The sequence below is a fragment of the Bacteroidia bacterium genome (assembly GCA_020852255.1).
Classification (GTDB): domain Bacteria; phylum Bacteroidota; class Bacteroidia; order JADZBD01; family JADZBD01; genus JADZBD01.
The window spans coordinates 129,610-154,020 of the sequence record JADZBD010000018.1 but is presented as its reverse complement, the minus strand read 5'-3'; the positions used below and the strand labels follow the sequence as shown (position 1 = coordinate 154,020).

The 24,411-nt window shown below is 47.3% G+C and carries 19 protein-coding genes; 11 read left to right on the top strand and 8 right to left on the bottom strand.

Features of this window, described 5'->3' with window-relative positions; translation table 11 throughout:
- Positions 1–45 precede the first annotated feature (45 nt).
- Both IT233_10900 and IT233_10895 read left to right on the top strand, forming a co-directional pair.
- Positions 46–474, top strand: coding sequence for an acyl-CoA thioesterase (locus IT233_10900; GenBank protein MCC7303139.1), 429 nt, complete (start codon positions 46–48; stop codon positions 472–474).
- Positions 475–493: 19 nt separating this feature from the next.
- Entirely contained in the window at positions 494–1,351 is an 858-nt protein-coding gene (locus tag IT233_10895) for a hypothetical protein (GenBank protein ID MCC7303138.1), read from the top strand.
- A 1-nt stretch (position 1,352) separates the two neighbouring features.
- On the opposite strand, the gene IT233_10890 is transcribed toward IT233_10895, so the two are convergent.
- Entirely contained in the window at positions 1,353–2,441 is a 1,089-nt protein-coding gene (locus IT233_10890) for an FAD:protein FMN transferase (protein MCC7303137.1), read from the bottom strand.
- On the opposite strand from IT233_10890, the gene IT233_10885 reads away from it, so the two are divergent.
- Entirely contained in the window at positions 2,440–3,735 is a 1,296-nt protein-coding gene (locus tag IT233_10885; protein ID MCC7303136.1) for a DUF5103 domain-containing protein, read from the top strand. The genes IT233_10890 and IT233_10885 overlap by 2 nt on opposite strands.
- A gap of 94 nt (positions 3,736–3,829) precedes the next feature.
- A complete protein-coding gene (gene apaG, locus IT233_10880; protein ID MCC7303135.1) occupies positions 3,830–4,216 on the top strand; it encodes a Co2+/Mg2+ efflux protein ApaG in 387 nt (128 codons plus the stop codon).
- Positions 4,217–4,247: 31 nt separating this feature from the next.
- On the opposite strand, the gene dacB is transcribed toward apaG, so the two are convergent.
- Positions 4,248–5,618, bottom strand: a complete 1,371-nt coding sequence (gene dacB, locus IT233_10875) for a D-alanyl-D-alanine carboxypeptidase/D-alanyl-D-alanine-endopeptidase (GenBank protein ID MCC7303134.1) — start codon at positions 5,616–5,618, stop codon at positions 4,248–4,250.
- Between the two features lie 231 nt (positions 5,619–5,849).
- On the opposite strand from dacB, the gene rho reads away from it, so the two are divergent.
- Both rho and IT233_10865 read left to right on the top strand, forming a co-directional pair.
- The gene (gene rho / locus IT233_10870; GenBank protein MCC7303133.1) at positions 5,850–7,316 is read left to right on the top strand and encodes a transcription termination factor Rho; all 1,467 of its coding nucleotides are present in this window, start codon (positions 5,850–5,852) and stop codon (positions 7,314–7,316) included.
- Positions 7,316–7,954 (top strand): DUF4199 domain-containing protein, encoded by a 639-nt coding sequence (locus tag IT233_10865; GenBank protein MCC7303132.1) that lies wholly within the window; start codon positions 7,316–7,318, stop codon positions 7,952–7,954. The genes rho and IT233_10865 overlap by 1 nt, the downstream gene beginning before the upstream one ends.
- Here the strand turns inward: IT233_10865 and IT233_10860 are convergent.
- Positions 7,941–9,281, bottom strand: a complete 1,341-nt coding sequence (locus tag IT233_10860) for a peptidoglycan synthetase (protein ID MCC7303131.1) — start codon at positions 9,279–9,281, stop codon at positions 7,941–7,943. The genes IT233_10865 and IT233_10860 overlap by 14 nt on opposite strands.
- A 104-nt stretch (positions 9,282–9,385) precedes the next feature.
- Between IT233_10860 and IT233_10855 the strand changes: the two genes are divergently transcribed.
- The 3 genes from IT233_10855 to IT233_10845 are packed head-to-tail and all read left to right on the top strand — an operon-like array spanning position 9,386 to position 14,689.
- Positions 9,386–11,266, top strand: coding sequence for a RecQ family ATP-dependent DNA helicase (locus IT233_10855; protein MCC7303130.1), 1,881 nt, complete (start codon positions 9,386–9,388; stop codon positions 11,264–11,266).
- Between the two features lie 18 nt (positions 11,267–11,284).
- Positions 11,285–13,774, top strand: a complete 2,490-nt coding sequence (locus IT233_10850; protein MCC7303129.1) for a hypothetical protein — start codon at positions 11,285–11,287, stop codon at positions 13,772–13,774.
- Positions 13,775–13,834: 60 nt separating this feature from the next.
- A complete protein-coding gene (locus tag IT233_10845) occupies positions 13,835–14,689 on the top strand; it encodes a restriction endonuclease (protein MCC7303128.1) in 855 nt (284 codons plus the stop codon).
- On the opposite strand, the gene IT233_10840 is transcribed toward IT233_10845, so the two are convergent.
- On the bottom strand, positions 14,686–14,976 hold the full coding sequence (locus IT233_10840; protein MCC7303127.1) for a DUF721 domain-containing protein: 291 nt from the start codon (positions 14,974–14,976) through the stop codon (positions 14,686–14,688). The two genes, IT233_10845 and IT233_10840, sit on opposite strands and share 4 nt — an antisense overlap.
- Positions 14,963–16,081: a DNA replication/repair protein RecF gene (locus IT233_10835; protein MCC7303126.1), complete on the bottom strand. Its 1,119-nt coding sequence runs from the start codon at positions 16,079–16,081 to the stop codon at positions 14,963–14,965. The genes IT233_10840 and IT233_10835 overlap by 14 nt, the downstream gene beginning before the upstream one ends.
- Positions 16,082–16,214: 133 nt before the next feature.
- Between IT233_10835 and IT233_10830 the strand changes: the two genes are divergently transcribed.
- Together IT233_10830 and IT233_10825 are read left to right on the top strand one after the other, a co-directional pair.
- Positions 16,215–16,898, top strand: a complete 684-nt coding sequence (locus IT233_10830; protein MCC7303125.1) for a tetratricopeptide repeat protein — start codon at positions 16,215–16,217, stop codon at positions 16,896–16,898.
- Positions 16,899–16,925: 27 nt separating this feature from the next.
- Positions 16,926–17,405: a 6,7-dimethyl-8-ribityllumazine synthase gene (locus tag IT233_10825; GenBank protein ID MCC7303124.1), complete on the top strand. Its 480-nt coding sequence runs from the start codon at positions 16,926–16,928 to the stop codon at positions 17,403–17,405.
- Position 17,406: 1 nt separating this feature from the next.
- Here the strand turns inward: IT233_10825 and IT233_10820 are convergent, their stop codons facing one another.
- The 3 genes from IT233_10820 to IT233_10810 form a co-directional block, all read right to left on the bottom strand.
- Positions 17,407–18,591 (bottom strand): MFS transporter, encoded by a 1,185-nt coding sequence (locus IT233_10820; protein ID MCC7303123.1) that lies wholly within the window; start codon positions 18,589–18,591, stop codon positions 17,407–17,409.
- Between the two features lie 3 nt (positions 18,592–18,594).
- Positions 18,595–21,063 carry an endopeptidase La gene (gene lon, locus IT233_10815; protein MCC7303122.1) on the bottom strand — a complete coding sequence of 823 codons (2,469 nt, stop codon included), beginning with the start codon at positions 21,061–21,063 and terminating at the stop codon, positions 18,595–18,597.
- A gap of 80 nt (positions 21,064–21,143) precedes the next feature.
- Positions 21,144–24,377, bottom strand: a complete 3,234-nt coding sequence (locus tag IT233_10810; GenBank protein MCC7303121.1) for a PKD domain-containing protein — start codon at positions 24,375–24,377, stop codon at positions 21,144–21,146.
- Positions 24,378–24,411 lie beyond the last annotated feature (34 nt).

Sequence of the window (24,411 nt, the reverse complement as noted above, 5' to 3'; positions counted from 1 at the left end):
ACCATGAAAAGGCAAGTGTAGTCGCTATTTCAATACATTTGAGGCATGAGGGATTACAAACATTTCACGCCTATCCAGATACGGTTCAAGGATATAGACGCCCTTGGGCATGTAAATAACGCCAATCACATCACCTACCTTGAGCTGGCACGGATCTCGTACTTCGAAGAGGTAGTAGGGTCTAATATCAACTGGAATGAAAAAGGCATTATCCTGGCTAATTCTTCCATAGATTATCTCTCACCGGTCTACTTAAAAGAGGCGCTGAAAGTGGGGACACGCTGTTCCGGCCTTGGAACAAAAAGTTTTACTCTTGAATACAGTATGCAGGTGGAACGCGGAGGTAAAACAGTTGAAGTGGCGAAGGCCCGTACCGTATTGGTTTGCTACAACTACCGCAAGTCACAGCCTATGAACATGCCTCCTGTATGGAGGAAGAAACTCGTTGCTTTTGACCAGCCGAAGCAGAAATAGTTGTTTTATCTTTGCCATCATGAGACATCTCCTTCTACTTTCCGTCATCCTGATCCTGTTTATCTTCCCCTCCTGTTCCGGAGAATCTGAAGACAATGCCAACAGTCCCGCAGACAGTACCGCACAGGCAGGTCCTTTCAATGATTCCACGGGTTACCGCAATCCGAAATACTTCTTTAAATCGCTGCCTTCCCCCCTTGCCATGGCCGCTGTTTTTCACAGCTCCGGGCTGCCTTATATCGACGGAGTCTGTCATGATCCCAAACGGGCATCTAATTATACACTCCATAAGACCAAAGCCATTAATCTGGGCATCTATTCGGCGGATCTTGCTTACCAGGTGGTGAATGATCAGCCCCAATATGCTCTCGCCTACCTCGATGCCATCAAACGCCTTTCCGACGAGCTCGGAATTAAGACGGCATTTAACACCGAAGGCTATATTCATCGCTTCCGGAATAACGTGGGCAAGAAAGATTCCCTTGCTTTTCTGGTTGCTGAGCTCAAACAGGAAATGGATACGTTTTTAAGTTCGAATGAAAGGGAAAATACCGCACTGTTCATCTTTTGCGGGTCATGGATCGAATGCATTTATATTGCCACCCGCAGCATTGAATCCAAGCCGAACGAGGTAATTGCCAATACCATTGCCGAGCAGAAATATCTGCTGGACAATCTGGTAGAATTACTAACCGGTTATGAGAAAGAACCTAACTTCAAGGATCTTTTCGACGCGATGAACGACCTGAAAGCCAGTTTCGATCAAACGGTATCCAGCGTCGGGGAAGGAGTTTCGGTGACGGAGGTTAACGAATCTTCGCTGAAGGAAATATCCCGCAAGGTTTCCGACATCAGAAAACACCTTATTACCCTGTAATCTATTCCTTGGATTGCCGGTTACGGCTTTTCTTCAATGTACTATGCGTACGGAAATCCCCGCTTTCCGTTTTTTCAACAATATAAATTTCCCAACCATGCTTTTGCGCAAAGGCCATGGCCTGTTCAATTCCCATACCAGCCAGCGCATGTGAATACAGATCCGCAGAAGTAGCATCCTCTGCGATAACGGAAAACGAAATAAAAGAAAACGGAACCGGTTTGCCGGTGAAAGGATGGATAACCGGTAGATAATCACCGCCGGGAGTTGATACTGCTTTACGCGTAAAACCGGAAGTGGCCACAGAAGCGTCTCCCAGCTCAATGGTGCTCTCATAAAATATATCGTCAGACAATTCCGGACGTTCGAATCCAACCTTCCATGGTTTGTTCTTCATCCGTCCGGAAGTGCGGATCACCTTGTCTACCTGTACGGAATAATCACTAATTCCTTCCAGTTCCAGATACTCTGAAATCAGATCAGTCAATAATCCCCGGCACAATGCTTCGGGATCAATCATAGCGGATCGCCGCAACCGGATATTTTCCAGCCAGAATTTCTGATCTGCATTCCGTTGCTCCTCTCCTACCTGCCGCGGGGTAAAGTCCCTCACATACAAGGCAACATCTCTGTTTCGCATCTCCCGCAGCAGCGAGTCCAGTTCCTCCGGGGAGGGCTCCCGCCATCCTGGTTTCAGTTTTTTGTAATTCAAACCCCAGCGCTCTTTCAGGGCACCTGTAGTAAGAGGCAAATATCCGCCGGTTATACTATCCGCTACTTTCTGATTGCGCACGGCGCGGATCATGGTTTCCGTGAGTATGAGCGTGGTATCATTGTGGTTCAGTCTGAATAACACCGAGTTCGTGTCATCAGGTGACATACTGGCCGCATAGGACCAGACAATACTGTCTATTTCCTGAGCCAGGTCGCGCCGAAGCGTGTCGTGATACAGAACATGGTAAACCATTCCATTGTAAAATCCATCCGTTTCGAATAGTCCTGACCCTGTATCCGGGGGTCCGCATGCATTCATTAAACAGGTAGCGTAAATAATGGCACAAACCTTGGGTATATTTGCATTCAGACGCATGAGCAAAAGTACATATTTCGCACTGGTCGTACTATTCACTGCTGCCGGATTATCAGCACAAGATAGCGCGGATTATTTCGGTAAAAGACCGTTCACATATAGTGATGCTACTTATGATTCGCATATTCGCAGTGTCCTGCTTCACCCATTCAGTGACCCCACCGGCTTCCCTCTGTTGCAGCTGAATGACCCTCAGGCCAGACTACTGCTGAGTTTTGACTTGCTGGGCGGGGAAGACAAAGATTATTATTATACAGTGATCCATTGCACGCACGACTGGCAACCCTCGCCTCTTCTGCAATCGGAATATATAGATGGTTTCTACGATGAACAAATCTTTCAGTACTCCCCGTCGAGGAATACCCTACAATCCTACATTCACTATGAGCAATTTATTCCTTCTGCGAGTTTGCGCATCACCAAAACCGGAAATTACCTGGTTAAGGTATTCCCGGAAGGAGATCCCGAACATCCGGTACTCAGCAAACGCTTTCTGGTAATCGCCGGCAGACTATGGTGTTTCGCAGGAGTGAACCAAAGTTCAGAAGTGGATTCACGATGGGAAAAACAGGAGCTGGATTTTGACCTGGACTACAGTTCCCTTCCTGTAGTAAACCCTACCTCTGAATTAAAGATCGTTATCCTCAAGAACAGAAACTGGAATCGTTCAACAGCCGCTCCTGCGCCATTCAGTCACTTCGACAAAAAACTTTCCTTCCGCCTGAATGAAGCCCTGCGATTCCCCGGCGGAAAAGAATTTCGTTATTTTAACTGCAACAATATCCATTCGAAGAGCGAATGGGTGGAGGAAATCATGACGGATTCCTCCGCAAGCTACTTCCGCTTACTCCCAATGAAACCACTTAACAAAACCCACTACCTGGAATACACTGACCTTAACGGCGGTTATATGCCGGATCTTGCCTTTTCTAAACAGCCCGAAAAGGAAGCAGATTATGTTTTTGTAGAGATTACCCTGCAGACTCCGCCTTTTCCGGAAAAGGGGAATATGTATATCTATGGCCAACTCACCAACTGGGAATGCCAACCTGAATACCGGTTGAAATATGATGAATCTGCAGGAGCGTACAAAACCCGGATATACATTAAGCAAGGTTACTATAACTTTCGGTTCGCATTTCTCTACCCCGGAACGGAAATTCCGGATGAAGAAAAGGTGGATGGCACCAGTTATGAAACCGAGAATGAATACATCATCCTTGTATACAGGTCGTCCCCCGGCTCCAACTTTGACTCGCTGGAAGGCTTTAGGTTAATTAGGTCATACTACTGATATTCAAGCAAGTATACTTCTACTAATTGTCAATAAGCAACTTTGGGCACTAAAATTGGTCTTATATATGAGTTCCAACTCCTAATTTTGGCAAATGGTCACCTCAGTTACCAAAGGAATACGGATAGTAGTACGTACTCAGTATCAGGATCTTTACTCAAAACCTGACCAGGGCCACTTCCTGTTTACCTACCGGATTACCATAGAAAACAATTCCGAATACACGGTGAAATTACTCCGCCGTCACTGGTTCATCTTTGATAGTTCATCCGAACGGAGAGAAGTGGAAGGCGATGGCGTGGTTGGGCAACAGCCTGTGCTGATGCCGGGTGACATTTACGAATATGAGTCGGCTTCCAATCTTACGACAGAATTGGGTAAGATGTCCGGTTATTATATAATGGAAAGGCAGGCAGATAAACTGCAATTCCGGGTAGAGATTCCGGAGTTTGAGCTGGTGGTTCCCGCTAAACTTAACTGATTTTTCGTACGCATATCTGATTCTGCTTTTCTCAAAGAGATCCGAGCACTGCGAGAATCGCTTCCAGTTTCTTTCGCGCTACACCCGGAGCAAAGTCATAACCATTGATCATCAGCGCAAAGGAGTACGTTTTTCCTGAACCGGACCGAACATAGCCGGCATAGCTTCTTACACCAGAGATATAACCTGACTTTGAATACACAGATCCATTAGAGAGTTTGAGGCCTTTGAAGATAGCATCGTAAGCCGGTGATTTCGCGAATGAGGAGAGCATGCGGCAAAAATGAGATGCAGATACCCGGTTCCCGGGACTGAGTCCACTTCCGTCGAGCGGAAAAAAGCCAACGGTATCTATCCCGTTTTTCTTCATCCATTCTTTGATTACCCGCAATCCGCCTACTCTGCTTCCCTGTCGCTCCTTTGTTACAGAAAGCGATTTCAGTAAAGCTTCCGCGAACATGTTATGGCTTGCCCTAAGGGTAATCATTACGATCGTATCAAGCGGTGCGGAGCGGTGAACAAAAATCTCCTTTCCCGGTTCATTCACTTTACATGTTCTGTGGGTTCCATACCCGCCAGTTTTGATTCCTGCCTTTCGGAACAGAGAGTCACATACATAGGCCAGGTATTCCGCCGGATCGGGTAGTGATCCACGGACGCCGAACAGTTTTTTCTCCGGAGGAAGGGTACCTCTTATCATCCGCTTATATGTATACTCCCGGCCATAAATAAATGCTTTGTCACTGGTACCTTGTGCTGTTACTTCAGAGTAGAAAGACATTCCGGGAACAAGAGGGTCGGCATAAAGAAATTTTGCAGCTGTCCCGGTTTTAAAAGTCTGAAAGAACAATGTGTAGGAATTATCCAGATAATTCAGGCCGGCCGCACCTGCTCCGTAATAATTTCCCACATCGCTCTCCGGCCAGGATGCCGGCGCCAGAGAATCTTCCAAAACACTTCCATCAGCAATTACCTTCCCCGTGATCTCTTTGATCCCGAACCGGGTCACCTGATCGATCCAGTTCTGTAACGCCTTAATTCCACCGGGGTTCAGGTAGCGGGAGCCGGTGGTAGGATCACCGCTTCCGCGTATAATCAAATCACCGGTGAGCACACCGGTCAGCGCATCGAACTGTCCGGAATACGCAACAGCGGTGTTAAAACGATGAGCAGGGCCCATTTTATCCAACGCTGCGGCACATACAAACAATTTCAGTGCGCTGGCCGGTGTCATCAACTGATCCCGGCTCATATCAAGAATAAAACTATCCTGCCGGATATCCATCAGCGCAAAAGAAATTGTGCCGCCCTTCATCTCCGGGTCATTTTTCAAAGCATTCAGCTCCTTTTTCAGCACAGAAAGCTCACCCGAACCCGGAAAAGCAAGGGAAATCACTGCCAAAAAAAGCATTAACCCCCTGATAGACAATTTTTTGACGGCCTCCATTCTGCGGTTTGGATATTAAAAATATTCCTATCTTTGTTTCCCGATAGCATTCCCCTTATTATTTCTCAACAAGTTTAATGCAATAACCTTCCGTCCGATCCGGACATTTCCTATCCTGATTTATCCCCCCCGACCCTGCTTTATCGCCTGATCACAGGTAAACTAAACTGAACCAATCCATTTATTATGTACGATGCCATTGAATTAAACGGAAAACTCGTTGCCGAGATCAAGGAGATCGCAAAAAAGCTTGGCGTATCGAGCGAAGGAATGAAAAAGGGTGAGATAATCACAAAGATTCTTGAAAAGCAAACACTTGACAAGGCCGGACCTGCTAAGAGCAAAAAAACCGAAGAAGCGGAAGAGCCAATGGCTATTACCGAGCCATCAAAAGACAGCACAACAGGCGAACTTCCGGCTTTTGTTCAGACCACTACTTCTGCGCAAGAGCAAAAGCCACAACAACAACAGCAGCAGCATCAACATCAGCATTCCAACCAGCAGCGTTTTGAGAAGAAGCCTGAACCTTACAATTTTGACAATATTGTATCAGCGGAAGGAGTACTGGAGATGATGCCTGACGGTTATGGATTTCTTCGCTCCGCGGATTACAACTACCTGAGTTCGCCGGACGATATCTACGTATCTCAATCGCAGATTAAGCTTTTTGGTTTGAAAACAGGGGATTCTGTACTAGGAACAGTACGGCCGCCCCGTGAAGGTGAGAAATACTTCCCGCTCGTAAGAGTGGATCAGATTAACGGGCGAAGTCCGGAGTACGTCCGCGACCGTGTTCCCTTTGAACACCTGACTCCCTTATTTCCCTACGAGAAGTTCAATCTTACGGGGCACCCGCAGGAAAACTTCTCTACCCGTATCGTTGACCTGTTTACACCCATTGGGAAGGGTCAGCGAGCGCTGATCGTAGCACAGCCTAAAACCGGTAAAACGGTGCTGCTCAAAGACGTGGCAAACGCGATTGCCGATAATCACCCGGAAGCCTACCTGATGATCCTGCTGATCGACGAGCGTCCGGAAGAAGTCACGGATATGGCACGCAGCGTGAAGGCGGAAGTGATATCTTCTACATTTGACGAACCTGCAGACCGTCATGTTCGGATTGCCAATATCACTTTAGAAAAGGCTAAGCGCATGGTAGAGTGCGGACACGATGTGGTGATTCTGCTTGATTCCATTACCCGTTTGGCCCGCGCATATAATACCGTACAGCCCGCATCAGGAAAAGTACTCTCCGGAGGAGTGGATGCCAACGCCCTCCACCGACCGAAGCGGTTTTTCGGTTCCGCACGAAAAATTGAGAAGGGAGGGTCGCTCACGATTCTGGCCACGGCGCTTACCGAAACAGGATCCAAAATGGACGAGGTTATTTTTGAGGAATTCAAAGGAACCGGTAATTCAGAAATGCAGCTGGACCGTAAACTTGCCAACAAGCGCATATTCCCGGCTATTGACATTGTCTCCTCCTCTACCCGCCGCGACGATCTCATGGTGAAAAAGGAAATTCTTCAGCGTATTTGGGTTCTTCGTAATCATCTGGCCGATATGAACCCGATCGAAGCCATGGATTTTATCAGGGATCACATGAAAAACACAAAGAGCAATGAGGAATTCCTCGTTTCAATGAATAGCTGATGAACCGTCCTCTCAAATTCGGACTTATTGCCGGCGGTATTAACTCTGCCCTCTCCCTCTTTATTTATTTTTCTGACCTGAAGCCTTCTACCTTTTTTATGGTACTTCAGTTCATTCCGCTCACAGTTACCATTCTTTGCATTTTCCTTGCTGTGAATAAAGAGAGAAATAGCGGCAATGCTTTCGATTTCAAATCTGCCATCCGGGCCGGCGTCATTACTTCCCTGGCAGGTGCCGTCGTATATGGCTGCACTACCTTTTTTCTTTGGTCGATGCGGGATCCGGAAACCCTGAAGAATGACATGTACGACTATATTGAAGTACGAAAGAATGAAGTGAAGGTACCTGCGGATTCCGCCGGAAAGGCAAAACGCCTGGAAAGAGTACTGACGGCCGGAGACAGCGCTTTTGATAAACAGATCTACTCCCTCGCCATCCAGAATTATATAGAAGCCTTCGCCATTGATCCGGGGAATGAACGGGCGATGAAGAAGGTGGAGGACATGGTAAGCATCCAGAAGACCGAGTACGCCAAAGTGGGGAATACGATCAGCGGTATCGTTCAGAATATTGTTTTTCAGGTAGTGATCGGCGCTGTTATTGCCGCAATATCTTTCTTCCTGCTCAAACAGCGCTAAAGAGTTCCCTCCCCAGCGCCGCAAAATCCACTCCGTCAAAATTTCCGGAAGTCATCATCAGTAAATTCGTTGTTCCGCCTGCTCCGAATTTACCGCAGGAACGAAGACGCTTCAGCAACGCCCTGCTCTCCGTATAAACCTCTAAATCATTGCGTCCGAAGGCCGAGCGCACCTGCTCCGGAGTGACTGGCGAGAGTTTCTTGTGTTCAATTGTATGCGGATTAAAATAAACAACAGCAGTATCTGCTTCGTCCATGCTGTTTTTATACTCTGAAAGAAATGCCTCGTTCAAGGAGGAAAAGGTGTGCAGTTCCATGCAGGCCAGCAACGGACGATCCGGCCATTGTGCTTTCATGGCAGTTACAGTTGCTTTTAATTTACTGGGAGAATGAGCAAAATCCTTATAAAACACCGCCCGCTCTGTGATCGCAACAGGTTCCAGACGTTTTGCCGCCCCCTTAAAGCCCGACATGGCATGCAGAAAAGCATCTTCTTCTATTCCAAGCTCAAGGCAAACTCTTTTAGCAGCCTCCAGATTCATCAGATTGTGTTCTCCGAAAACCTGAAGGGGATAGACATTCTTTCCTGAACGCAGCACCGTTACACCATTCACCACCTGATGATCCGGTATTCCATATGGGGTGAGCTTGATGCCGGGAAACGATTCCGCACACAACCTATTTAACTCTTCGTCTTTAGCACAATAATACACTGTTCCACCGGGCATTATCGTCCGGATAAACATCCTGAATTGCTCTACATATTCTCCAAAAGTCGGGAACACATTGATATGGTCCCACGCGATTCCGCTCAGGATGGCAAGATGGGGACGGTACAGGTGAAATTTCGGGCGGCGATCAATCGGAGAAGAGAGGTACTCGTCTCCTTCAAGTATGATCACAGGAGCTTCGCGGCTAAGTCGTACCATCGTTTGAAAGCCCTCCACCTGTGCGCCCACCATATAATCAAAATCCTTGTGCAGCGTACGAAGCACGTGCAATATCATGGAGGTGATAGTAGTTTTTCCATGGCTGCCGCCAATTACCACCCGTTTTTTGTCACGGCTTTGCTCATAGAGGTATTCCGGATAAGAGAATATCTTCAATCCAAGTGCCTTCGCCCGAAGCAATTCAGGATTGTCTGCGCGGGCATGCATTCCCAGTATGACCGCATCAATTTCTTCTGATATCCGGGACGGATCCCACCCGATGGAAGAAGGGAGTAACCCTCTGGATTTAAGCCGCGAAAGAGAGGGTTCAAATATCTCATCATCCGACCCGGTGATCCTGAATCCTTTTTCGTGCAGCGCGAGTGCCAGATTATGCATCGCCGCACCCCCGATAGCGATCAAATGAATATGCGGACTCACGTCGGCAAGATAAAAAGAAAATCAGGAAAGACGCTTTTTATGAAATACGTATCTTCGGGTACATGCCGGTTCCGGCCGAAATACTGCATCAATATTGGGGATACCCCCGGTTTCGTCCGCTTCAGGAGGAAATTATCCGCGAAGTGCTTGAACGCCGCGATTGCCTTGCGCTGCTGCCAACAGGGGGCGGTAAATCCGTTTGCTATCAGGTTCCGGGCCTGCTGCTGAAAGGAACCACCCTTGTTATTTCCCCCCTCATTGCCTTAATGAAAGATCAGGTGGAAAACCTGCAGAAGAAAAATATTTCCGCCGTTGCTATTACCTCCTCCATGGACAGGCGGATGCTGAATGTTGTACTCGAGAATGCAGTGCAGGGGCAGTATCGTTTTATTTATGTTTCACCGGAACGATTGTTCACAGCCCGCTTCCGTGAGCGTATTCCTCACCTCAACGTACAATTACTGGCCGTAGATGAAGCACATTGTATTTCACAGTGGGGATACGACTTTCGTCCGGCTTATCTCGGGATTGCGGAGATAAGGGATATCCTGCCTCAGGTGCCTGTACTGGCGCTGACTGCAACGGCCACACGAGAGGTAGTAACCGATATCATGAATCAACTTGGCTTTACCAAGCCCAATATAATCAGGAAGAGCTTTGAACGTGCGAACCTTACGTACCGCGTGAGGGAGGAAGAAGATAAACCGGAACGCTTATTCCGAATTTGTGAATATTTCAAAGGCACAGGAATCATCTATATGCGCAGCCGGAAGCGCACGGAAGAATGCTCCGCATTCCTTCGAGCGAGGGGAATTACGGCAGACCATTATCATGCCGGGTTGGAGCCCGCAGTCAGGGAAAAAAAGCAGGAAGACTGGATCCATAACCGAACCCGGGTGATCGTTTGTACAAATGCCTTCGGCATGGGAATCGACAAACCGGATGTCAGGTTTGTGATACATGCTGATGTTCCGGAAAACCCGGAAGGGTATTTTCAGGAAGCCGGACGTGCCGGACGTGATGAACGGGAAAGCGTTGCAGTGCTGCTATGGAACAAAGGCGATCTGCTAGAACTGGAACAGCAGTTTGAATCTTCTTTTCCTTCCAGGGAAGAACTTCAGTCTGTTTATCAGTCGCTTGCTCATTATTATCAGATCCCTGTCGGAAGCGGTGAAGGGCTGGAGCTCGTATTGCATATCGAAGAATTCTGCAATCGCTTCGGTTTCCGCGCCGTGATGGTATATCATGCCCTGAATCTCTTCCGAAGAGAAGGATGGATAGAACTCAGCGAAAGTTATCTGCACCCCTCGACTGCTATGGTGATTGCTTCCCGTGCCGATATTTATTCATTCCAGGCCGGAGACCATCGGGCTGCGGAATTTTTGAAATTATTGCTGCGATCATATAGTGGATTATTCGATTTTCCTGTAAAGATCAGTGAAGAAGCTCTCGCACGCCGGGCCAATATCACCTGGTCTGAGGCAGTAAAAATGCTGGAACACCTTGACCGGCAAAAAATGATTGCCTACACACCGCAGAGCGGCGAACCCAGGATTACCTTCCTGGTTCCCCGGATGGATGCGAAGGAACTCTCTATACGTCCTGAATTTCTTCGTATACGTAAGGAACGCGCCCGGGCACGACTTGATTTCATGCTTCATTATGTACGATCCGGCGCCCGATGCAGAAGCCGCCTGCTCCTGGAATACTTCGGAGAAACTGACACACGTGACTGCGGTAAATGTGATGTGTGCCAAAAACAAGCCGCTTCCGGGAATACGGCAAATCAACGCACCATTGAGGACCGGCTGAAAAAGCTGAACAGCGAAGGCATACGGAAACTAAGTGACGTTATGGAACGATGCCGGGAATTCGATGAGCAAATGGTACTGGAGCTTATCCGGGAGATGAGAGACAATAACAGGATTGAAATTATTGATTGAAAATATAAAATAACTTCTATGAGATACTTATTCTGCGTACTTCTAGCTCCTCTTCTCCCCTGTTTTCTTTACGCGCAGCCCCTGGTTTGGCAGTCAAGGGGGACAGGAGGTGGTGGGGCGTTGTTCTCTCTGAGCATCAACCCTGCCAACAGCAATGAATATTATGTATCCTGCGATATGGGAGAATTATTTCACACTACCAACTTCGGGCAGTCGTATGACCAGGTGAATTTTACGGAATTGATAGGAGGACACAATTCCAGGGTTGCCTTTACGGCTGCCGGTGACCGATATTCTGTTTCCTACGCGAACAACCAGATCGTACCTATGAAGAGTACAGACGGAGGCGGAACCTGGAATCCCTTGCCCGGAAATCCGGATCCATCGGAAGAAACATTTCATATTTCGGCCGACTATAATAATGCAGCACGGGTGATTATTGCCTATTATGGATCCATTCACTTCTCCTCCAACGGAGGCAGTACTTTTACCCAGATCCATACAGCCCTCTCCGGGGCAGGCAATGTGATCGGAGGCACCTTCTTCGATGGAAATACTATTTTTATCGGCACCAATGACGGCGTTTTGGTATCAGTAAACGGAGGAGGAACCTGGAACCTGGCAGGCCTCTCCGGCCTTCCTGTAAATGAACGGATATTTTCCTTTGCCGCAGGAAAATCAGGCAATGTTACACGGCTCTTCTGCCTAACCGGCGATGTGAACGATATCTATGTAGGACTGGTGGGATCTGATTACTGGGGTTTTTACCGTGGGGTATACTCCTGTGATTACGGTTCCGGCAACTGGATACCGAAGAACACAGGTATTGTGGTTAATACAGATTATCCCATGTTTGTTGCAATGGCGGAAAACGATATTAACACCGTTTATCTTGCAGGAAGTAATTCTAACGCTGAGCCAAATATCATGAAAACAGTGAACGCCGGAAGTAGTTGGACCCGCACCTTTACCTGCGCCAACAACCAGAATATCAGCACCGGCTGGAGCGGACAGGGCGGCGACCGGGGCTGGTCCTACGGAGAATGTCCGTTCGGAATCTCCGTTAAATCCAACGACCCCAATTATGTTATTTTCGGCGACTTCGGATTTGTTCACAAGACGTCGAACGGAGGAACACAATGGCAACAGGCCTACACGGATGTCAGCGATCAGCATCCGTCCGGATCTCCCACTCCACCCAATCAATATTATCACTCCGCAGGTATCGAGAATACTACCTGCTGGCAAGTATTCTGGGCAGATGCCAGCAATATGTTCGCCTGTTATTCAGATATCCGTGGAAAACGGAGCCAGGACGGAGGGTTAAGCTGGTCTTTCGATTATACGGGACACAATGCCAACAGCATGTACCGGATCATTAAGCATCCGCAAAACAGCACTCTTTTCGCCGGCACTTCCTCCATTCATGACATGTACCAGAGTACCCGGCTCCAGGATAATCCACTGGACAATACGGATAATGAAGGCAAGATTATTTACTCCCTGAATAATGGTGCTTCCTGGAGTCTGCTTCATCTTTTCTCACATCCGGTTTTTTGGATTGCTATTGATCCGAATAATCCCAATCGTGCATACGCCAGTGTAATCCATTATAACGCAGGGAACGGGCTGGGGGGTGTTTACCGTTGCGATGACCTCCAGAACCTTTCCACTTCCACATGGACCTTGCTTCCCACCCCGCCAAGAACGCAGAAACATCCCGCCTCACTGCTGGTACTCAACGACGGAAAGCTGGTGGCAACCTACTCCGGAAGAAGAAACAGTTCCGGAACTTTTCAGAATTGCAGCGGTACATTTCTTTATGATCCCATACTGAATACATGGACAGATATTTCAGATCCCGGAATGTACTACTGGACAAAAGATATTGTGCTGGATCCAAATGATCCGTTGCAAAACACCTGGTATGTATGTGTTTTCAGCGGATGGGGAGGACCTCCGAACGGTTTGGGTGGCCTCTACCGTACGAATAACCGTGGCAGCAGCTGGGTAAAACTGACCGGAACACAATTCGACCGGGTTTCAAGTATTACATTTCACCCTTTTATTGCCACTCAGATTTATCTTACAACCGAAGGACAAGGATTGTGGATCAGCAATAATATTACTGCAGCAAATCCAACATTTACTGCAGTCGGCAATTATCCATTCCAGCAACCCGAACGCGTATTCTTTAACCCGTACAATGCTAATCATGTATGGGTAACAAGCTTTGGTAACGGAATGAAAACAGGTGATATGACGCTCGGTGAGCAACCACCAGAAGTTGTTGCACCCGTATTCGTGTATCCGAATCCCGGAACCGGTATTTTTATGGTTACCTGCGAAGAGAGTTGCACCGTAGAACTTTTTGGCCCGGAAGGCCGGCTCCTGCGCCGCATGCAATTTACGTCAGGCACCCAGGAATTGAATATAGGAGAATTGGACAATGGCCTGTATTTTCTCAAAACAGGTACCACCTGTACACGTATCCTGTTACAGAAATAAGATGAGGTAAGGTACTATAAGAAACGTATACCTTTGTTTGCAGTTCAGACGCTGAATAAAATGGAGACTGAAATACTCATTACCAAAGCATCCGGGGAACAGGAGCCATTTTCCGAGAAGCACCTGGCATCCTCGCTCCGTAAAGCAGGTGCGGACGAAGCCTCCGTCCATGCCATAGTGGCCGAAGTGAAGCTCCATCTGTATCCCGGAATTTCAACCAAGCGAATTTACCGTGATGCCTTCCGAATCCTTCGGGAACGTTCCCGCCACCTGGCCGCAAAATACAATCTTAAAAGGGCTATTCTGGAATTAGGACCGTCCGGATTCCCTTTCGAGAAATTTGTTGCGCAGATACTGCGAGCGATGGGATTTGAAACTGTTACCGGACAAATCATTGAAGGGAAATGTGTCAAGCATGAGATTGACGTAATTGCAAAACGGGACAACCATCTCTACATGGTAGAGTGTAAGTTTCACAACCGCCAGGGGATCATCTGTGATGTAAAAATTCCGCTCTATATACAAGCCCGCTTTAAAGATGTTGAGGCTAAATGGAAAGAAGAACCGGAAGGCCATTCAAGATTTTACCAGGGGTGGACCGTAACGAATACACGTTTTTCCTCCGACGCGATACAGTACGGGCACTGTGCAGGACTGAACATGCTGGGATGGGATTTTCCTTCCGGAAAAGGATTAAAAGACCTGATTGACTTATACCGGCTTTATCCTGTGACCTGCTTAACGTCTCTGAAAAAACAGGAAAAAGAATTTCTGCTGGAAAACGATCTGCTGTTGGCCGGAGAATTGTGCGACAAGGAGGATCTATTGCGTAAGCTGAACATCCGCGGTTCCCGGCGCGCCCGGTTACTGGAAGAAGCTCAATTACTTTGCCGGGAATCTCAACAGGCCGGTTAATGTAATTGTATCCCTGTGATCCATTCCTCCCCCAGCTGTTCATTAAGACCCCGTATAACCTGAGAACGTGCCATGTCAATTTCCTGGCGTACCACGGATGAATTCAGATATACGTGAAGCACCCTGTTTCTGAGTTTTAATTCTACCGTATGTTTGAGAATTACCTTCCCCATGTTTTCCGCCCAGTACTCTTTTACCCGGGCTTCACGCATCCCGTCATCCAGATGATAGGCTTTCAGCAGGGCTTTGATGGAGTCTTTCAGCGAATGTTCGTTATGCTCCGACATGTTCTCCGGTTTCAATCATTCCTTTTTCGACCTTAAATACCGTAAGCATTCCCGGTTCCTCTCTGAATAATTCCTTCACCCGTTCCGGATGAGTATCTGTAACAAAAATCTGCCCGAACGATTCCTCATTCACAAGGAGCATAAGCTGTTTCAGGCGGCGATCGTCCAGTTTTGCCGAAATATCATCAAGCAGAAGGATGGGGGTTTTTCCCGTGCCTTTACGGATGAACCGGTACTGCGCAATACGTAACGCAATGAGCAGTGATTTTTGCTGTCCTTGCGAAGCGAATTTTTTAGCGCTCCTGCCATCCAGAAGCAATTCTACATCATCTCTGTGAATACCCTGAGAAGTGTATTGGAGTCTTATATCCCTTTCACGCTGAAGTTTCAGCAATTCGGGAAAAGAGAATTCGTCAAGCCGGCTTGAAAATTCAGCAGCCGCCGTTTCTATTCCTCCGCTAACGGCTCTGTATGCATCAGCCAGCAATGGCCGGAACTGATCCAGAAATGCACAACGCTTTTCATAGATTCTCCTGCCGGGAATCATCATCTGCTCATCCAGCACTTCCAGCATGCCCTGGTCTGCTCCCGGAACTCCGTTCATGCTTTTTAAAGCTGCATTACGCTGCGCGAGTATCCTGTTGTAAGTCACCAGATCTTCCAGATACAATCTGTCAAACTGTGCGATCACTGAATCGAGGAATTTTCTCCGTTCTTCTCCGCCGCCAAGCAATAATTCCGAATCCTGAGGAGCAATCAGTACCAAGGGAATCAACCCGATATGATCGGCCAGTTTTTCATACTCCGATTTGTTACGCAAGAATTGTTTTTTCTGATTTTTTTTAATGCCACAGAAAATCTTCTCCCCGGCATCCTGCCCGTCATAGGTTCCTTCAATGATAAAAAAATCCTCTCCAAAACGGATATTTTGCGTGTCGGTCAGCTGTAGAAAACTCTTACAAAAGGATAGGTAATGAATGGCATCCAGAATATTCGTTTTGCCGGCTCCGTTCGGTCCCGTAAAACAATTCACCCCGGGACTCAGCTGTATGGAGAGGTCGCTGTAATTACGGAAATTCACCAAATGCAGTTCCCGGAGGATCATTCACCAAAGTTAGGACATAGCCCCTAATATTATGCTATTGTTTATAATTCAGGCACTTAGGATATCCACCCAGCTGATTTTTAGGCCGGATCGGATAAAATTGCTATTTTCGCACCCTTAAAATTTCAATTAAATGGCTGATAATAAAGAAGAACCGGTAGTTGATATTCAGGGTGCACTTTCCCGCTCCGAGCAGTTTGTAGAGAGTAATAAGAAGAGCCTTCTGCTGATACTGGGCGGTGTGGTGGCATTGGTGGCCATCTGGTTTGGGTATAGAAAGATGATCTATGAACCGGATGTTGCTGCAGCTGAGGAAGCCGTTTTTATGGCCGAGGAATATTTTGCAGTGGATTCACTGAACAAGGCCATCAACGGCGACGGAACCAATCTGGGATTTCTGGATGTACTGGATAAATACGGTAGCACTCCAACCGGAAATCTCTGTCATTATTACCTTGGTGTATGTTATTTTCAGCAGGGAAAGTATGAGGAGGCCGTAGAAGAACTGAGCGGGTTCGATCCAAAAGGTGTTTTATCCGGATCTGTGGTGAACTCGCTGCTCGGCGATGCACACATGGAACTGGGAAAAACAGAAGAAGGAATTGATTTTTATATCAAAGCTGCTAATATAGACCGCAACGAACTTACCACGCCAATCGCTCTTATGAAGGCAGGCAAAGCGTATGAGGATCTCGGCAAATTCGCAGAAGCAGTGAATCTCTATGAGCAGATCAAACTTGAGTTCCCGGATTCGAATGAAGGGAAGGAAATTGACAAGCACCTCGCTTACGCGAAGACCCGTGCAGGAATAGAATAATTCCACACGGATACAGCCCGCCTATCCATGACCCGTCTTTCGAAGAAAAAGAATCTTTCCTCCTTCCCTGCTGAATCGGTACCCGGAGGAAAGGGGAAAAAGATCGGCATCGTCGTCTCCGGCTGGAACCCGGGAATCACATCCGCACTATGGGAAGGAGCTGTTCAAACCCTTCTCAAATACGGTGTCAATCAGAAAGACATCCTGCTGCACCATGTTCCCGGATCATTTGAGCTGCCTTTCGGAGCCATGATCCTTGCTTCTAAAAAGAAAACAGATGCCGTAATCTGCCTGGGTTGTATCATCCGCGGAGAAACAAAACATTTTGATTTTATTGCGCAGGCCTGTGCCACCGGGATTATGCAGGTAGGATTAACCTACCGCAAACCGGTGATTTTCGGAGTACTCACGACGGAAAATATGGAACAAGCCATGGCGCGGGCGGGCGGCAAACACGGAAATAAAGGTGTTGAAGCCGCCATTACAGCTCTTCAGCTGATTGGGTGATTTATACATCTACTGCTTTTACCCTCATCACGAGCAGAAAGCTCAGTAAGCCGAATAATACAGACAGGTATCCGGTATATTCAAAATGAATATATGTGCCGGCTGTTGTTTTGTCAACGATTAATCCCCCGATGACGGCTGCGAGTCCGGTAGCCAACTGCATAAGAGAAGAGTTCAGGTTCATAAAACTTCCTCTCAAATTTGGTTTTACCAGGGAGGAAATAAGCGCTTGGGCCGGTATCATCCTTCCACCTGCGAAAAAGAAAAACATGGAGGCAATCACTAACACGTGCCAAAGTGGAACTACCTTTAAATGCGTCATCAGAATCACCGGAATAAAAGACAAAAACATGGTTACGCCAAAGATCTTATGCTTCCCGAATTTATCCGCCAGCTTACCGATCAGCGGAGCTGCCACGAGAGATGAGAATCCTCCTACCATATACATCAATGCCACCTCTTCTTTGCTCACTCCCACGTTTACTTCCAGGAAAGGCGCTATAAATGGAATGGTCAGAAAATGTCCGAGCACAAGCATAAAGGCCATCAATAATCCCCATTGCATGTTCCGGTCTGAGAACAGTGCGCCGTATATGGCACCTGTTTTACCCCTTTCTGCAATATGAGAAGTTACGTTTGGCACCAGCGCAAGAATAAATGGAATGAGCAAAAATCCAAAGGCGGCAATAAAGATGAACGGCATCTGCCAGCCGAAATCTTTCGCGATCCACAACCCGGCAGGCACTCCAACCACCGCAGCCAGCGCAAAGGCGCCCATCAATGTGCCCATCGCTCTACCTCTCTTCCCGTAAGGGAATAAATCACCTACAATGGATTGCACCTGTGCAGATATCATTCCTCCGAACAATCCTGCCACAATGCGGGATGTCATCATCCAGCCGTAAGTAGGAGCAAATCCGCAGCCCAGTGTGCCCGTTAAAAATCCGATAAAGGCAAAGAGTAAGAGCTTCTTCCGGTCGAACCTGTCCGCAAAAAAGGTTGCGGAAAAGGAGGAAACGAATGCAGAAACAGAATAGGACGCGACCAGTAAATTAAACTCGAACGGTGAAACATGAAAGACCGGAGCAAGATACTCCTGCAGTGGCATCATGATCATAAAATCCAAAATGCTTGCGAAGTTGATACAGGCCAGAACAAAAAGGAGCGTCCTTTCTTTACCGGTCATACCTTAATTGGCCTTTTCCGGAAATGATATTTCAATCGGTCGCTTTACCTTTTCACGAAGCAGTGCGATGTCGAGCACTTCGGTCATGGCACTGACATAATGAAAACTCAGTCCTTTAAGATATTCCTGCTTAATTTCCTCCACATCTTTCCGGTTATCCGCAGAAAGCACAATCTCCTTAATGCCGGCCCGGCGGGCCGCAAGAATCTTTTCTTTGATCCCTCCTACAGCCAAAACCCTTCCTCGCAAGGTAATCTCTCCTGTCATTGCCAGATTCTTTTTCACCTTTCTCTGTGTAAAAACAGAAGCCAGGGCTGTAAGTATTGCGATACCTGCAGAAGGTCCATCTTTCGGAGTAGCACCCTCCGGAACATGGATATGGACATTCCAGTTCTCAAAAACCGCGGAAGACAAGCCAATCAGTTCACTATGTGCTTTGAGGTATTCCATGGCCAGGGTCGCACTTTCTTTCATCACCTCTCCTAGGTTTCCGGTAAGGGTTAGCTTTCCGCCCTTCGATCTGCTCAGAGAAGATTCAATGAATAGGATATCTCCACCCACCGGTGTCCAGGCCAAGCCGGTAACCACACCGGCTACATCATTCCCCTGGTAGCGGTCTCGCTCATGTGAAGGACCCAGAATTTTTATGACAGCCTCCTCCGTGAGTTTGGTGAGTTCCTTCTTATTCATAGCAACCTGCTTCGCAACATTTCTTGCTAATTTTGCAATTTGTTTCTCCAGCCCTCTGACACCGGATTCGCGCGTATAGTTTGCAATCACGTACTCCAGTACCTTTTCTGAAATCTGCAGCTGCTTCGCTTTCAGGCCATTCTCTTCGCGCTGCTTTGGCAACAGGTGCCGCTTTGCGATTTCCATTTTCTCTTCCACCGTATATCCGGATATTTCTATGATCTCCATCCGGTCGCGTAAGGCCGGCTGAATGGAAGAAAGATTATTCGCAGTGGCCACGAACATAACTTTGGAAAGGTCATAACCCATTTCCAGATAATTATCATAAAATGTATTGTTCTGCTCAGGGTCCAGTACTTCCAGTAAGGCAGATGATGGATCTCCATGAAAATCGGTTCCCACTTTATCAATTTCATCAAGAACAAATACGGGATTCGAAGACTTCGATTTCTTCAGATTCTGCAGAATCCGTCCCGGCATTGCGCCAATATATGTTTTCCGGTGCCCTCTGATTTCTGACTCGTCTTTTAGTCCTCCCAGAGACATTCTGACATATTTTCTCCCCAGTGCTTTCGCTATCGATTTTCCCAATGATGTTTTTCCAACGCCCGGAGGACCGTACAGGCAAAGGATGGGAGACTTCATGTTTCCTTTTAACTTTAACACCGCGAGATGCTCAATAATCCGTTCTTTTACCTTCTCCAAACCGAAATGGTCCTCATCCAGGATCTTCTGAGCCCTCCGGAGATCGAAGTTGTCCGTAGTGTATTCTCCCCAGGGAAGATCCAGCATTAACTCAAGATAGTTGTTCTGAATGGAATATTCTGCCGCATTGGGATTCATCCGCTGCAACTTCTTCAACTCCTTATGGAATTCCTCACCCACTTCCTTTGACCACTTCATCTCCTTTGCTTTCTTCTTCATCTCTTCTACTTCCTGCTCAAAACTATTTCCTCCCAACTCCTCCTGGATGGTTTTCAGCTGCTGGTGAAGAAAATATTCCCGCTGCTGTTTGTCAATATCCGTCTTCACTTTTGACTGGATCTGGTTTTTCAACTCCAGCATCTGCAACTCTTTGGTAAGATGTGATAACACTTTCGTGGCCCGTTCCTTCAGATCCGGCACTTCGAGCATTCCCTGCTTCTCTGAAACCCCGGCGTTCATATTGGAAGAAATGAAGTTTACCAGAAAGGATGGACTTTCTATATTCCGTATTGCAAAGCTTGCTTCGGTGGGTATATGGGGACTTTGCTTAATAATCTGCATGGAAAGATCACGCAGAGAACCGGTAAGTGCTTCAAATTCCTTATTCCCTTTTTCGGGACGTTTATCCGGAAATGATGAGATTTTTCCTTTGAGGTAAGGATCCGTCTGTACTACAGAATCAAGCTTAAATCTTTTCTTACCCTGTAGAATAACCGTAGTATTTCCATCCGGCATCCGTAACATTTTCAGAATAAAGGCTACTGTCCCCACCTGGAAAAGATCATCCGGACCCGGATCTTCCACCGTATCGTTCTTCTGTGCCAAAACGCCGATGGTCTTGTCCTTTTTGAACGCCTCTTTAACCAAATGTATGGACTTGTCTCTGCCAACGGTGATTGGAGTAACTACTCCCGGAAACAGCACCGTGTTTCTCAATGGCAGGATAGGAATTTCTGAGGGAACCTCTTCCGCATTAAATGAATCTTCGTCTTCCGAAGATAACAGGGGAATAAACTCCGGCTCATCGTCCTGATTCACACTAAAATCAAAGCCTTCGATCGTTAACTTCTCGCTCATTATTGATTATTTGAAGTGCATGGTCAATACCTGTGCCATCAGGACAATTAATGCCTATTTGTCAGACTACAGCAGTAGTGTTATTTCTTGATTATCAAGGCTTTGGAAATGACTCCGAATGGGGTTTCCAGCACTACCTGATAGGCGCCGGAATGAAATACGCTCACATCTGTTTGTATGACAAATTGAGCGTTCAGGTCGTTTTGTCCGCTGTTATAGACCTCCCTGCCTACGATATCCAGTATTCTTAGAACACCCGTGCAGCTACCCGGCATAAAACCGGCAAGAATAAACCCGGTTGATGCAGGATTGGGAAAAATCTGTGCCGGGAATACGTCGCCGGGCTCCGCTATTCCTATCAGCGTATTGGACGTTCCGGTACATCCGTTGGAATCTGATACAACTACATAATAATTACCGGGCGCCTGCACCACATAACATTGCTGATTGGCACCATTCACCGGACTGCCGTTCAAGTACCATTGATACATAACAGCAGGGCTTGAGCAAAAAGTATCTCCGTTCTGCGTAATTACCGATGAGGGAAAGGGCAAAATCGTAATATCCACCGGAGCAGAGGTTGCACTGCAGCCAAACATATCTGTTACGGTTACAGCATAGGTTCCGGATGCTGCCGGACTGATCATATGGGAAACCTGGTTGTTCGGGCTCCAGAGGTAAGATGCGCCGGCACTTGAAATGAGAAGAAGCGGTTGATTATCGCACACTGTATCATCATTGGTAAGCATAATGGTGGGAATGCTGAGGGGCGAAACCGCAATGTAACTGTATCGAGTCAGGGAATCGGATCCGTTCGCATTGGATGCAACCAGTTTTACATTATTGTAAGACCCCGGCGTATTATAGACTACTACAGGGTTTTGCTGGTTGGAAACAGAAGGTATGCCTCCCGGAAAGGACCAATTCCAGGAGGTGGGACTATTTGTGCTCATGTCGGTAAACTGAACAGAAAATCCGGGACAGCCTGCAAGGTCATTTGCGGTAAAGTTGGCAAGCGGCGCAGTGGAAGCAGGATTATAGAGTGATGTTTCCCATAGTCCGCGACCGTAGGTGGCAGCCCGCAACTTACCTGAACCATAATGTATTTCCAGTTCGTCAACAATTACATTCGGCAGGCCGTTCGAAAAATAAGACCAGTTCTGAATCAAATCATCATAATAAAAAACACCGACATCTGTTCCCACGTATACTCCCCCGCTTGTACCTGTCTGGTGTACTATGGTGTTGCAGTTCACATTAGGAAGTCCGGTTCCTGTGATATTGGTCCACGTGGTTCCACCATCTGCTGATTTGTAAACCTTTTGCCCGCCAAAATATCCTCCGAAACAAACCCAAACGTTGTTGGGATTGCCGGCATCAATAGCCACAGAGTTCAGGAATGCCATAAAAGGAAGATTCACCACAGACCAGGTAAATCCCCCGTTGGTGGTCTTATAAAGCACATTTTGACTGCCCGCCCAGATGATTTGATTATTAGAAGGTGCCAGTTTCAGCACCGTGATTCCCAAGGGCCCGAAGTTTGAAATTGCATTCCAGCTGGCGCCCTGATCCGTACTCTTCCACACATTATTGAGTCCGGCATAAATGGTTCCGGGAACCGAAGGATCCTGACACCAGGGCGTTACCCAAGGCGCCGCTTCATTGGTAAATCCTCCGATACCCATAAAAGAATTTCCTCCGTCTGTAGATATCTGAAAACCGCCATACTGGGTTTCACAGTACATCACCTGATCGGTGGACCAGTCAACAAAACACTCCATGCCGTCACCCCCGTAAATTTGTCCCCAGCTTCCGGAAGAATACAGATTAGTGCCGTTGTCTTGCCAGCCTGTAACGGTAATGTTGGCATTCGTAGCGGCTGTACCCAGGCGGTACATTTGCGCAATCTGTAATCCGGCACTTAGATCTGTAAAGCTGCCACCACTATTGCTGGTGAATGCCAATCCGCCGTCAGAGGCTACATAAAACGAAGTTCCGTTCACATACCTGAGATCATGAATATCCGCATGCACATAGGGAGCACCTCCACCTCCATACCAATGAGCATTCAGTGTCCAGGTATTTCCCGCATCGGTCGACCGCCAGATATTTACTCCACCCACTATGATCTCGTCGCGGTTAACAGGACTCGCGTCAATAGATAAGGTGTACCATCCCTGTCCATCCGTATCGTTCCCGCTTGGTGCCCAACCCAGTACATTGGGAGAGCTCGACTGAATGGAGAATGAATTTCCGGAATTCGTGGAAAGATATAATCCCATAAAACCATTATTAGAATTACGGGAAGCGAGCACATATACATAATTGGGGTCAGCCGGAGTTACAGCGATGGCTAAACGGCTGGTAGAGCCGCTGCCAGGAAGGCCGCCTGAGACAAGGTAGAAATTCACGCCACCATTGCTGGACTTATAGAATGCACTGGCGGTTGCCATATAAATAGTGTTAGGATCTCCCGGCTTGAATTCCATATCTTTTACACCACTGGAAAATATCTTGTACCAGCTCACGCCACCATCCGTTGTTTTATAGATCCCGTTATTGGTGCCGGCGTAAAGAATGAGCGGATTTACAGGATGCATTAACATACGCGTAATTCGGCTGCTCTGTGTGGTATTAAAAGAAAGGCCTGTCATGCTCCAGGTTTGTCCTCCGTCCTGCGACTTCAATACACCGCAGGAATAAGTATCTCCGGCATCATTGTCTCCTGTACCTATGTAAACGATTGCTGGATTCGTATAATCTATCACTACTTCAGATACACCGATAGAAGCCAGCTGATCTGTGCTAGTATTCCAGGTCAGACCACCGTTGACAGACTTCCACATGCCTCCTGCCGGAGCTCCGACATAGATCACATTGGGATTCGTAGGATCTATGCGAACCACATTCAACCGTCCGCTGCCTCCTCCATTCGAAGGAATAGTATTCACAGGTCCCAGTAAGGTCCAGTTGCCGGATTGCTGTACATCCGGATTCTGACGAGCTGTGGTGTTGAATACCAGATTTTTCTCGCCGGCCAGGTACAAGGAAGTGCGGTCGCCGTCAGGGAATACCCGTGGCTCCATAAACCACTCCCATCTTTTATACATTGTATATCCGGGAATTTCTTCTTCATATGCTTGTCCACGCTTTACAGCCCTGCGCTGTTTTCTTTTCTGTTTGAGCAAATATTTATTGAATTCCTTTTGTACCTGGTAAAAATTAACAGAAGGATCTTTCATCATATCATACCAGGTCTGACACATGATATCCATGTGAAAAGCAATAAGAAGGATCAGGATCGAAGCGCGCATGAATGATTAGGTATATATTGTGACTGGTTTACTG